The organism is Streptococcus sp. STC1396 (assembly GCF_058933875.1).
This window is the reverse complement of sequence record NZ_JBZYCU010000017.1, coordinates 15969-27934: the sequence shown is the minus strand read 5'-3', so window position 1 is coordinate 27934 and position 11966 is coordinate 15969. Positions and strand designations below refer to the sequence as shown.

Annotated in this window: 12 protein-coding genes; 1 reads left to right on the top strand and 11 read right to left on the bottom strand. The window is 43.8% G+C overall.

Annotated features, from left to right (window positions below; translation table 11 throughout):
- Positions 1-25 precede the first annotated feature (25 nt).
- The 11 genes from AC5FEC_RS07160 to treP all read right to left on the bottom strand — a co-directional run bounded on the left by AC5FEC_RS07160 (position 26) and on the right by treP (position 10931).
- Positions 26-1021, bottom strand: a complete 996-nt coding sequence (locus tag AC5FEC_RS07160; RefSeq protein WP_037618379.1) for a PhoH family protein — start codon at positions 1019-1021, stop codon at positions 26-28.
- Positions 1022-1113: 92 nt separating this feature from the next.
- Positions 1114-1329, bottom strand: coding sequence for a YozE family protein (locus AC5FEC_RS07155; protein ID WP_037618377.1), 216 nt, complete (start codon positions 1327-1329; stop codon positions 1114-1116).
- Between the two features lie 63 nt (positions 1330-1392).
- A complete protein-coding gene (gene cvfB / locus AC5FEC_RS07150; RefSeq protein WP_493661757.1) occupies positions 1393-2247 on the bottom strand; it encodes an RNA-binding virulence regulatory protein CvfB in 855 nt (284 codons plus the stop codon).
- Positions 2248-2345: 98 nt separating this feature from the next.
- Positions 2346-2903, bottom strand: coding sequence for a ribosome recycling factor (frr, locus tag AC5FEC_RS07145; RefSeq protein ID WP_268735315.1), 558 nt, complete (start codon positions 2901-2903; stop codon positions 2346-2348).
- A gap of 18 nt (positions 2904-2921) precedes the next feature.
- Positions 2922-3647, bottom strand: a complete 726-nt coding sequence (gene pyrH / locus AC5FEC_RS07140; RefSeq protein WP_037618371.1) for a UMP kinase — start codon at positions 3645-3647, stop codon at positions 2922-2924.
- Between the two features lie 136 nt (positions 3648-3783).
- Complete coding sequence (locus tag AC5FEC_RS07135; protein WP_493661756.1) at positions 3784-4437, bottom strand: DUF1803 domain-containing protein; 654 nt, start codon at positions 4435-4437, stop codon at positions 3784-3786.
- On the bottom strand, positions 4430-4942 hold the full coding sequence (locus AC5FEC_RS07130) for a YiiX/YebB-like N1pC/P60 family cysteine hydrolase (RefSeq protein WP_493661755.1): 513 nt from the start codon (positions 4940-4942) through the stop codon (positions 4430-4432). Before AC5FEC_RS07130 ends, AC5FEC_RS07135 begins: the two co-directional genes overlap by 8 nt.
- Positions 4943-5037: 95 nt before the next feature.
- Positions 5038-5973 (bottom strand): manganese-dependent inorganic pyrophosphatase, encoded by a 936-nt coding sequence (locus AC5FEC_RS07125; protein WP_493661754.1) that lies wholly within the window; start codon positions 5971-5973, stop codon positions 5038-5040.
- A gap of 127 nt (positions 5974-6100) precedes the next feature.
- A complete protein-coding gene (gene pflA / locus AC5FEC_RS07120; RefSeq protein ID WP_234549930.1) occupies positions 6101-6898 on the bottom strand; it encodes a pyruvate formate-lyase-activating protein in 798 nt (265 codons plus the stop codon).
- A gap of 377 nt (positions 6899-7275) precedes the next feature.
- A complete protein-coding gene (gene treC / locus AC5FEC_RS07115; protein WP_493661753.1) occupies positions 7276-8901 on the bottom strand; it encodes an alpha,alpha-phosphotrehalase in 1626 nt (541 codons plus the stop codon).
- 62 nt (positions 8902-8963) lie between these two features.
- Positions 8964-10931, bottom strand: coding sequence for a PTS system trehalose-specific EIIBC component (gene treP, locus AC5FEC_RS07110; RefSeq protein ID WP_493661752.1), 1968 nt, complete (start codon positions 10929-10931; stop codon positions 8964-8966).
- A 184-nt stretch (positions 10932-11115) separates the two neighbouring features.
- Between treP and treR the strand changes: the two genes are divergently transcribed.
- On the top strand, positions 11116-11829 hold the full coding sequence (treR, locus tag AC5FEC_RS07105) for a trehalose operon repressor (RefSeq protein WP_493661751.1): 714 nt from the start codon (positions 11116-11118) through the stop codon (positions 11827-11829).
- Positions 11830-11966 lie beyond the last annotated feature (137 nt).

Below are 11966 nucleotides of genomic sequence, written 5' to 3'. Positions count from 1 at the left end.
TTCACCCTTCTGCTCTTTTCTTATGCTATTCTGTTTCTTCTTCTATCGCCTCATCTGCTCTTGGTTTAACTGGCACAGGCTCATAAGCTCGGATAATCTCCGCCACCACCGGATGGCGGACCACATCCTTGGCTGATAAATGCACAAAATCAATCTGGGAAATGTTTTTCAACTTCTCCTGAGCGTCAATGAGTCCAGATTTGACATTGCGAGGCAGGTCAATCTGACTGATGTCTCCATTGACAATCATTTTGGACTGGAAGCCGAGACGTGTCAAAAACATCTTCATCTGCATGATGGTGGTGTTCTGAGCTTCGTCCAGAATCACAAAGGCATCATCCAGCGTCCGCCCCCGCATATAGGCTAGGGGAGCAATCTCAATGATTTCTCGCTCCATCAGGCGCGTTGTCTGATCCTTACCTAAAATCTGATACAAGGCATCATAGACTGGTCGCAGATAAGGATCCACCTTCTCCTTAAGGTCACCAGGAAGAAAGCCCAGACTCTCACCAGCTTCAACTGCTGGTCGTGTCAGAATAATCCGCTTGACCTGACCACGCTTGAGAGCTGTCACCGCCAAGGTCACCGCCAGAAAGGTCTTCCCCGTTCCGGCTGGACCGATACCAAAGACAATATCATGATTTTTAACGCTGTCCACATAGATTTTTTGGCCCAGTGTCTTGACCCGAATCGGCTTGCCATAGCTATCCTTGATAATCTCTTCTTCATAAAGTGCTACAAACTTATCAATCTCACCATTTTTGACCATGGTAATAGCTGTCACCACATCGGGCGTAGCAATCGTCATGCCACGATTGATCAAGACCAAGAGAGCCTGGATGACCTGTCTGGCCTCCTCACAGGCGGTCTCTGTTCCCAAAATCTGCACAATCTCAGTTCGGGCATGGATGGTCACCTTCAATTCCTGCTCCATCAGGCGCAGATAGCGTTCATTAGAGCCAAAGAGATGAAAAGAATCATCTGGATGGCCCAGCTTTAATTCTACTGAATGTTCCTGCAAATAAAGAACCTCTCTATTTTAAATTTTTTTGAATGAATTACCTTTATTATATCAAAGCAAGCAGAAAATGACTATCCCCAGCCATCAACCAATCAATGGGCCTGATATTCTTCCCAAATAGCATCAAACTCGCCCAAGTTAAAGGAAAAATTCGCATGCTCCTCCAGAAAACGACTGACTTCATCAAAGTCATCCGTATGCTTGGGAAAGGTCGTATCCTGAAAAGCTAAATCTGCTAAAATAGCCTTGGGCTCCTTGCTCTTAGGATTACGTTCTGTCATCAGCCAGCTGTAAAAAGATTTTCTCATAGGATCCTTTCTTTAAAATCATATTCCTTCAAGTACAAGCTCTTAGTCAACGACTCTTCATCCTCACACCAACTCCGTTCCAGTCGGGTCCTGTTTGATTTTACCAGCTTTCATCAGACCGCCCAGAGCTTTTTTAAATTGGCCTTTAGAAATGTCAAAAGTCGCCTTGATGTCGTCTGGTGAGGATTTGTCGTTCAAAGTCATAAAGCCGCCGTTACTCTCCAGATAGGTCAAAATCATCTGAGCATCGTTTTCCAGCATTTCAAAGGAACGAGGCTTGAGGGAGAGGTTAAGGGTGCGGTCTACTTCACGGAAGCCAATCACCCGAGCATCCAGTACTTGTCCCAAACGTGGCTCTGCATAGCGCTCGCTTGGATGGATGAAGCCCAGCATATTATTCTCCGGCAGGTAGACAAAGGTGCCAGAAAGCTTGAGCCGGTAAACAATAGCTGGCCAGTTTTGGTTCTGCATATTATTGTAGGCAGGACGAGCCAGACGCTGGAAATCCTCCTGATAGGCCAGCTGTCCCCAGATACGGTCTTTTTTGTCCACATCGAGACGGATATAGAGGCGGTCGCCTTTCTTAGGCCAGAGTTCTTTTATCTCTGGCAAAATGTCCAACGACACCACGATTTGCTTATCTGGCAGACCGGTATCGACAAAGACTCCCAGATCCTTGCGGACCTCTGTTACTGTCCCCCAGCCAAAATCCTCTTGGGTAGCTGTGACCTCGAGAGTCGTTAGGCGAAGCTTTTGCTTCATATCGCTATAGGCAAAGCCCTTGACAGACTGACCTAGCTCATGCAAGCCTTCTTCCTTAGAAAGAGCGTAAGTCTGACCGTCCTTTTGAACAAAGTAAAAGCGATCATTTTCATCCGTGATAATCCCCACGATGAATTTAGCAAGATTTGTATTCATATAGTCCTATTTCTACCTTGCTTCTTCAAACTGCAAGGATTTTAATGTTAAAACAACTCAGTCAGCCAAGGCCAACTGAGTTTTGATTCTGATGGTTTTTAAACTTCTAAGAGTTCCTTTTCCTTAGTTGCTGTCATGTCATCGATATGCTTAACTGCATCATCAGTGACTTTTTGGATGTCCTTTTCTAAGGTTTTCAATTCGTCTTCAGTAATTTCTTTAGCTTTTTCCTGCTTCTTCGCTTCGTCCATAGCATCGCGGCGAATGTTACGGATTGCAACCTTGGCATTCTCACCGACTTTTTTCACTTCCTTAGCCAAGTTCTTACGGGTTTCTTCAGTCAGGGCTGGGATAACCAGACGAATCACAGAACCGTCGCTGGCTGGTGTAATTCCTAGGTCAGAAGCATTAATCGCACGTTCAATATCCTTGATAGAAGACTTGTCAAAAGGTGTTACTAAGAGCACACGCGCTTCTGGAATCGTAATAGAAGCGATTTGGTTGAGCGGAGTTTCTACTCCGTAGTATTCTACATGGATGCGGTCCAAAAGGCTGGCATTAGCGCGGCCTGCACGGATGCTGCCATATTCACGCGCCAGACTTTGGTGCGACTGGGTCATTCTTTCTTTTGCTTTTTCTACAATTGCATTTGCCATTTTATTTTCTCCTAATTCTTATAACTTATTTGAGACAGTTGTCCCGATCTGCTCGCCAAAGACCACTCGTTTGATATTGCCCGGTTCATTCATGTTAAAGACGACTAAGTCAATATCATTGTCCATAGAAAGAGTAGAGGCGGTCGAATCCATGATACGCAAGCCCTTGTTGATCACATCACGGTGAGTCAGTTCGTCAAACTTGACAGCAGTTTTATCTTTGTTTGGATCGGCATTGTAGACACCATCCACGCCATTTTTAGCCATGAGAATAGCGTCAGCTTCAATTTCCGCAGCACGTAGAGCAGCTGTCGTATCTGTTGAGAAGTATGGTGAACCAATACCAGCACCGAAAATAACAATCCGTCCCTTTTCCAGATGGCGGAGAGCTCGTCCGCGGATGTAAGGTTCAGCAACCTGCTGCATAGCAATCGCCGTCTGCACGCGGGTATCAACCCCAACCTGCTGCAAGGAATCTGCCATTACAAGTGCATTCATGACTGTTCCCAACATCCCAGTATAGTCTGCTTGAACCCGATCCATACCTGCTTCTGCTGCTGGTTCCCCCCGCCAGAGATTGCCACCACCAATAACCAAGGCAATTTCAATCCCCAACTCATGGACTTCCTTAATCTCTTCAGCCATTTTTTGGACAATCGCGATGTTGATGCCCACGCCTTTTTCACCAGCCAAAGCTTCCCCGGATAGTTTAATCAAAATACGCTTATATTTAGGTTCTGCCATTTTTACACTCCTTATATTATCTGTACTATTTTACCATAATTTGAGATTTTTACATAGTCATATTTCTTAAAAAATTCTATTTTTACAATGCTACAGAATCTTGTTAAAAAGAATCAGTATGAACGTCTATGCCATCTCACCCTTTACTGAAAATCAAACTAGTCTTGTCAAAATCTGCCTGCAACTCATACTTGCTGCCCTCATTCTGACGAATATAACCTAAAATCACCAGACTATCTACAAAGATATCGCGTCGCTTCTGCATCAGTTCATCCTTACGGACATATTTAAGCAGAAAGCTTGTCATATATTTCAGGGCATATTCTGGATTCACATCTCCCAAAATGGCATATAACTGTTCCTGCTCCTTACTCAAAGGATACTGATTTTTCAGTTTATAAAAATAGTTGGCCAAGGTCAGCTTATCCCTTTGAAAGTCTGTCTGTTCCAGCAGAATAGCCGCATTGGTCTGATTGGAAAGTCGGGTTTCAAAGGATAAGTCTAGCAATTCCTGATAAAGTGGACTGTCGTCCCGAATAAAGACTTCCTGATCCAAAGCTAGATTTTCTAGATTGTCCAGAAGCGGAACCTGCTGATAATATCGCTTATTTTCCCTCCGAATGTAGCCCGCCTTAATGCATTCCTCTATGAAGCGATCTAGATTGGGAAAGTCCGCAAATTCGCGTTTAATCTCTCTCAAAATCACATCATCTTGCTGATCCAGATAATTGATTAATTTTTGAAATAAGGGCTGACGTGTCAGCCGAGTCGGATTGATAACCTTAATCATGGAGCTCTCCTCTAAAAATGAGCTTGGCTGACTGAGCCAACTGACTGGGATTGGTACCGGGTTGCCCTAATGGAACGGCTAAGCCCAAATCACGATAGTAAGCCTGCCAAAATGAAGACACAGCATTTTCACCATCAGCAAATTGCATGGAAATTGTCTCAAAAATCGGCAGAATCCTAGCGATATACTCCGAGCAGTAAAATCCCTCGCTCTCAGGGTAAAAACTAGCATTATAAGGCTTTCCCAGATGGGACTTAGCCTCTTCAAAGACGGCAAGCGCATCTATATCAGGATAGAAAAAGGCATGGTAAACATCCTCTTCCTTCAAAAACTGAGTCAAAGGCTGACGGATGACTCCCTTGTCCTCCGTCGCATGGTACATTTCCCCATCAAAAAAGATGCCCACATGACTGTATGAGCCTGTCGCTGTCCGAATCGCTGCTGCCATATCGGATTGCCCGATTGTAAACAGCAAATCTCCATTTTGTAGATTTTGAGTTTTCATTTCTATAATCTATTAAAAAAGGAGCCGAAACTCCTTTTGAATATGAGGAAAATAAGTTTTCCCCATCTACCAACTTAAATAGTCTAGAGAGCTATTTAAGCATTAAAACTTTCAGTCAACTGCGGTACAACTTGTTTCTTACGAGAAACAGCTCCTGCCAAGAAAGCATGATTGTTCTCAAGAACGAAGTTAAAGGCTGCTTCTACCTTGTCCATGTTGCTACCGAGAGCTAGGATTTCAGAGTTGGAGTTGATAATGTCTGTAATCATCAAGACAAAGTCAGAGTAGCCATTATCAGTGTTGGTCTTTTCAATAGCTGCTTCGATTTCTGCTTGACGCTCCAAGACTTCCGCAATATCTACAGTGTTGACTTGCGCCACACGGACATTATTTCCGTTCAGCTCAAAAGTTTTAGCATCAATGTCAATCAATTCTTCTGCAGACTTACTCGCCAAGTTTGTACCAGCCTTAAGCATAGCCAAACCATATTCTTCCAAGTTAACACCAGCTAGTTCAGCCAATTCTGGTGCAATGACCTTGTCACTTGGATGAGTGGTTGGTGACTTGAGCAAGAGGGTGTCAGAAATCAAGCCTGACAATAGAAGACCTGCAATTTCCTTAGGTACAGCTACACCGTGTTCCTTGAACATACGGTAAACAATAGAGGAAGCAGAACCCACTGGTTCCAAGCGCATGTAAAGCGGGCTAGCTGTTTCAAAGTTAGCAACACGGTGGTGATCCACCACGCCGTAGACTTCAACATCAGCAATGTCTGCAACAGACTGTTGGAATTCATTGTGGTCTGTCAGGATGACCTGTTCAGCTCCTTCTGCCTTAGCAGATGTAATCACGCGCGGTGCAACCACACCAAAATAATCCAAAACAAAGGCTGTTTCTTCATTGGGCTTGCCCAGAGCAACGACTTCTGTATCCAAACCGTAAGCTTCACGCGCCAGGTAAGCAAAAGCATAAGAAGACCCGATTGCGTCTGAGTCAGGATTTTGGTGACCGAAAACTAAAATTTTAGACATGATAAACCTCTTCATTTTATAATAATTTGACTACAATTATTTTACCATATTTATCAGATTTTCTCCAAAAGAGAGTGGAAATTTTTATAAGAAAAACAGACTGAGAAAAATTCTCAATCTGTTTTGTTTAAGCATTGTGCACCCGATTCATGTACTCAGTGTAGGATTCTGTCTGCATCAGCTCCTTGGCATTCTTGACCCGCTCAGCAGTTGGCGGCTTAACACCTTCCAGTGAATACGGAATCCCCAGCTCCTTCCACTTAAACTCACCCATGGTATGGTAGGGCAAAATTTCAAACTTATCTACGTTTTTCAGCGTTTTGACAAACTTACCCAACTCAATCAAATCTTCATCACGATCGGTCAGACCTGGCACCAGAACATGGCGAATCCAGACAGGTTTTCCAATATCGGACAGGTACTTAGCACAGGCCAAAATGCTCTTGTTGCTCTGGCCAGTCACAATTCTGTGCTGAGCATCATTGATTTCTTTGATATCCAGCAAGACTAAATCCGTCACCGCCATGAGCTTATTAAATTTTTCCAAATAGCGAGGGGTATTTCTAAAAGGCAGGGCACAGGTATCCAGCGTACAGTGAATGCCCAGCTCTTTCGCTTTGGTAAATAAGGCAATCAGAAAATCAATCTGCAGAAGAGCTTCGCCGCCGCTGACTGTAATACCACCTTTATTGCCCCAAAAACCCTTGAAACGAAGGGCTTCCTCCAACACATCGTCCACCGTCCGCAGCCGAGATTTGTTGGTCTCCATCTCCCATGTATCTGGATTGTGGCAATACTGACAACGCATATGGCAACCCTGCAAAAAGACAATGAAACGGATACCAGGTCCGTCCACTGCTCCAAAACTCTCCGTAGAGTGCACCATTCCCGTTACTTTTCCATAATCAATAGCTTCTTCAACCATAATGACCCTCTTAAACTTGAAAACGTTTTATTCTTAACTATATTATACCACGACTTCAGTAAAAATTACTAGATTCTGCCTATTTTTTAGAAAACAAACTGTTTTTCAGTTTCATTTTCATTGTGTTACAACAGATAGAGTTCAAAACATTGTCAAATCGCGCTTACTCGCTCCCTTGTTCACTTCAAAAAAGCCGCCTTATGGGCGACTCTTTCGGAGATTATTATGAAAAAGAAAGGTATGGGACTGTAGCTATTGACATCTGCCAGCAGCTACACTAGAGAATCCCTTTTATCAAATAAATTTAGAGGTCTTTATTTGATGCTTCTAGTATAGTCTATCATACTTAAAAGAGTCTTAAGTAGATTTTGAGCAAACTATTTTACCAGAATAGCCAAAGTTTCATAAGCTTGTAAAGTCATGGTCGTTGCTACCGTTGGCTCCTCATAATTCGAAATCAATACCTGACCATTTTGATAATCCGGCAAGATATCCACGGTAATCGGATCAGCATAGAAGTTGTTAAGGACTAAAAGTTTTTGTCCTTGCCACTCCCGCTCAAAGGCATAGACCTGAGGACTGTCCTCATAGGCTGGCTGATAGCTACCTTCTGCGATGATCGGCAGCTCCTTACGCAGGGCAATCAATTTCTGATAAAAGGTAAAGATCGGGCCCTTGATTTCATTTTCCACATTGATGAGAGGATAGGATTTACCCGCCTTCAGCCATGGAGTTCCTGTTGTAAAACCTGCATTGACTGAATCATCCCACTGCATAGGCGTCCGAGAATTATCTCGAGATTTAGCCTTGATAATCTTGAAGGCTGCCTCTGGCGATTTGCCTTCAGCAAGCAGACTCTGGTAAGCATTGAGAGACTCGACATCCTTATAATCTTCCATGGAATCATAGTCAGGGTCCACCATCCCGATCTCCTCACCCATGTAGATATAAGGCGTCCCGCGCGACAGATGAATACTGGCTGCCAACATAGTCGCCCCTTCATTGCGGAAATTTTCTACATCGACAAAGCGGTTGAGAGCTCGCGGCTGGTCGTGATTGTTCCAGAAGAGGGCTGACCAGCCATCCTGATCGCTCATTTCCTTGCCCCAAGTATGGAAGAGGCGTTTTAATTCTTCAAAGTCAAAAGCCTTCAGGGTCCATTTCTGCCCAGCTTCATAGTCCACCTTGAGATGATGGAAATTAAAAGCCATAGACAGCTCCTGCCGATCCGGTGCGGTATAAAGGATGCAATTTTCAATAGTCGTGGCACTCATTTCACCAACAGTCATGACAGAATCGTCCTGACCAAAGGTCGCTTCGTTCATCATGCGCAGATAGTCATGAACAATTGGCTTATCAGTATAGGCTGGCTTGCCATCCTGCTCAGGACAGTCCGTCAGTACCTCATCTTTTCCGATGACATTGATGACATCAAAGCGGAACCCCTTGACTCCTTTATCTCGCCAAAAATTCACCACCTTGAAGAGTTCTTGACGAACATTGGGATTGCGCCAGTTGAGGTCAGCTTGAGTGACATCATAGAGATGCAGATAGTATTTGCCAGTATCGCCGAATGGCGCCCAGGCACTGCCGCCAAACTTGGACAGCCAGTCCGTCGGCTCATCCCGCAAAATAAAGAAATCCTGATAGTAGGAATCCCCATCTAGTGCCTTTTGGAACCACTCATGCTCAATCGAGCAGTGGTTGAGCACCATGTCCAGCATAAAGTCAATACCATGCTGCTGGCCAACCTTGATCATCTCTTCAAAATCTGCCATATCTCCAAAGATAGGATCAACCGCAGTATAGTTCGAAATATCATAGCCATTGTCCCTCTGCGGACTCGGATAGAAAGGATTGAACCAGATCATATCCACTCCCAGCTCTTTCAGATAAGGGATTTTTTCGATGATACCGCGGAAGTCTCCCACACCATTTCCTGTTGTATCCTTATAGGATTTGGGGTAAATCTGATAGACCACTTTTGTTTTATCAAGTGTCATATTTTCTCCTTTTTTGATAAAAGGGAGGGGCTAAGAGCCGCCATCCCACGAGTTAACTATTCTTAGATGCGTTTTGCTGTCATCAATTTATCGCCGCATTTGATATGACTAGGATATTCTCCACTCATATCTGCTACGAAAGCATCCTGATTGGTGATAATGACAGGTGTTTCTGTCACGAGTCCTGCAGCCTTGATGACATCCATGTCGAAGCTAATCAGTTTTTGTCCAATAGTCACATGATCACCTTGCGCAATATGGGCTTCAAAGCCCTTGCCATCTAGACCGACTGTATCCATACCGATATGCATAAGCATTTCCACACCTTCGTCCGATACGATACCGACGGCATGTTTGGTTGGGAAGAGAACGGTTACTGTACCGTTCACAGGTGACACCAACTCACCTTCACTTGGATCAATCACTAAGCCCTGTCCCATCACACCTGATGAAAATACTGGATCGGTTGCCTGACTGAGTTCTTTTACTTGACCAGCAAGAGGGCTGACAATTTCTACTGATGCTACAAGCTTTGTTTCCTGATGAGCGAATTCTGCTTCTTCTTGAGCTGCAAATTCGGCTTGCAGTTCTGGATCTTCTTCTGTCTTGGTCAAGAATCCTGTCTTGTGGAAGAAGAAAGTCAAGACCATTGGTACAGCGATTGCAACAAGCATAACCCCTGCAAATGGAATCATATATTTTGCTTGGATAGAAAGGATTCCTGGCAAACCACCAATACCGATAGCATTGGCCGTGATATTAAAGGTTACAGAGAGCAAACCTGCAATAGATGAACCAATCATTCCCGCAACAAATGGATAGATGTACTTGACATTTACCCCGAAAAGGGCTGGCTCAGTAATACCGAGATAAGCTGAAATGGTAGCTGGCAAGGAAATTTGCGCTTCCCGCTCATCATGGCGATTCATAAGGTAATAAGCAAATACAGCTGAACCTTGAGCAATATTGGATAGAGCAATCATTGGCCAAAGACCAGTACCACCGGCATCAGCTACCAACTGAGTATCAATGGCATTGGTCATATGATGAAGACCTGTGATAACAAATGGAGCGTAAAGCGCACCAAAAATTGCACCAAAGAGCCACTTAACAGGGCCAGTTAAACCTGCAAGAACGACTGTTGAAAGTCCCTGACCGATTGTCCACCCGATAGGACCCAAGACAGTATGAGCCAAAATCAAGGCAGGAATCAATGATAAGAAGGGTACAAAAATCATAGATACCACTTCTGGAATACGTTTCCGCCAGAAGATTTCTAGATAAGACAGGGACAAACCTGCCAGCAAAGCTGGAATAACCTGCGCTTGGTAGCCAATACGGTTAACAGTGAAGAAACCGAAATCCCAAACCCAGTCCTTAGCGATTTCAGCTGCTGGTGTCGATGCCACTGCGTAAGCATTGAGCAACTGCGGTGACACCAAACAGATCCCCAAGACAATACCCAGAATCTGGCTAGTTCCCATCTTACGAGAAACAGACCAAGTGATTCCTACTGGTAAGAATTGGAAAATGGCTTCACCTGGAAGCCACAAGAAATGGTTGATCCCAGCCCAGAATTGAGATACTTCTGTGATGGTTTTCCCATCCAACATAGACCAATGCACGCCTTCAAGGACATTTCGGAAGCCGAGGATTAACCCTCCGACAATCAAGGCTGGAATGATTGGAGTGAATATTTCAGCCAGAGTCGTCATGACCCGCTGAACTGGGTTTTGATTAGTCTTAGCTGCTGATTTAGCTGCCTCTTTGGAAACACCCTCGATACCAGATACAGCTGTGAAGTCGTTGTAGAAAATCGGTACATCGTTTCCAATGATGACTTGGAACTGTCCAGCATTGGTAAAGGTTCCTTTTACGACTGGAATGGCTTCAATGGCTTTAACATTGGCTTTCTTTTCGTCACCAAGAACGAAACGCATCCGGGTAGCACAGTGAGTGACCGCTGTGACATTCTCTTTGCCGCCAATTGCCTTCAGCAAATCTTTGGCTTCCTTTTCAAATTTTCCCATTTGACCTATGGCTGGAAATCATCCAGCACTCTCCTTATATTTTGATACACTAGTTTTTTAACTAGCTTACAAACTTAATTGTAATCGATAACAATCTTGTATGCAAGTTGTTTGTTGAAAAATAGCGATATTTTTGCTAAAATTTTAACAGTTGTATGATAAAAAGAATACAAGCGAGGGATTTATGAAGAAATACAAACAATTATTTAAACAGCTTGAACGGGATATTTTAGGCGAAAAATACCAGCTCGGTGACTTTCTCCCCAGTGAACATCAACTGATGGAAATCTACCAAGTCAGTCGGGATACTGTTCGCAAGGCTTTAGCGCTCCTGCAAGAAGAGGGACTGATTGAAAAAGTGCGGGGGCAGGGCTCCAAAGTCGTCAAACAGGAGCAACTAGACTTCCCTGTTTCCAACTTAACCAGTTATCAAGAATTAGTAGCACAGCATAAACTGCAGTCCAAGACCAATGTCATCAGTCTTGATAAAATCACTGTAGATAAAAAACTAGCAAAAACAACTGGCTTTCCAGAATACCGTTTGGTTTGGCGCATTGTCCGGCAGCGAGTAGTCGACAATATCGCTTCTGTCTTGGATATTGATTACTTAGACAAAAGCCTTGTCCCTAACCTGACCAGAGAAATTGGTGAGCATTCTATCTATGCCTACTTGGAAGAAACATTAAAGCTCAACATTGCCTATGCCAAAAAAGAAATTACGATAGATCATGTCAACGACCAAGACCAAATTCTCATGGATATCGGTCGAGACCAGCATGTCGTATCTGTCAAATCTCAGGTCTATCTAGCCGACGGCCGTCAATTTCAATATACAGAGAGCCGGCACAAATTAGATAAATTCCGCTTCGTGGACTTTGCCACACGGCAGAAAGAATGATTTTTCTACTCAGCGAATATAAAAAAATCTCCTCTGTTAGCTGGGCTCTTAGCCGACAGAGGAGTTTTCCTGTTCTTTGGATAATTTGGTTTTTAAAAGGTTTTTATATTTAGGAGATGATATGAAAAATTAGTGAG

Coding starts and splice junctions, on each gene's coding strand:
- AC5FEC_RS07155 (WP_037618377.1), bottom strand. CDS start 1,329: ATGAGAAAATCTTTTTACAGCTGGCTGATGACAGAACGTAATCCTAAG.
- cvfB (WP_493661757.1), bottom strand. CDS start 2,247: ATGAATACAAATCTTGCTAAATTCATCGTGGGGATTATCACGGATGAA.
- frr (WP_268735315.1), bottom strand. CDS start 2,903: ATGGCAAATGCAATTGTAGAAAAAGCAAAAGAAAGAATGACCCAGTCG.
- pyrH (WP_037618371.1), bottom strand. CDS start 3,647: ATGGCAGAACCTAAATATAAGCGTATTTTGATTAAACTATCCGGGGAA.
- AC5FEC_RS07135 (WP_493661756.1), bottom strand. CDS start 4,437: ATGATTAAGGTTATCAATCCGACTCGGCTGACACGTCAGCCCTTATTT.
- AC5FEC_RS07130 (WP_493661755.1), bottom strand. CDS start 4,942: ATGAAAACTCAAAATCTACAAAATGGAGATTTGCTGTTTACAATCGGG.
- AC5FEC_RS07125 (WP_493661754.1), bottom strand. CDS start 5,973: ATGTCTAAAATTTTAGTTTTCGGTCACCAAAATCCTGACTCAGACGCA.
- pflA (WP_234549930.1), bottom strand. CDS start 6,898: ATGGTTGAAGAAGCTATTGATTATGGAAAAGTAACGGGAATGGTGCAC.
- treC (WP_493661753.1), bottom strand. CDS start 8,901: ATGACACTTGATAAAACAAAAGTGGTCTATCAGATTTACCCCAAATCC.
- treP (WP_493661752.1), bottom strand. CDS start 10,931: ATGGGAAAATTTGAAAAGGAAGCCAAAGATTTGCTGAAGGCAATTGGC.
- treR (WP_493661751.1), top strand. CDS start 11,116: ATGAAGAAATACAAACAATTATTTAAACAGCTTGAACGGGATATTTTA.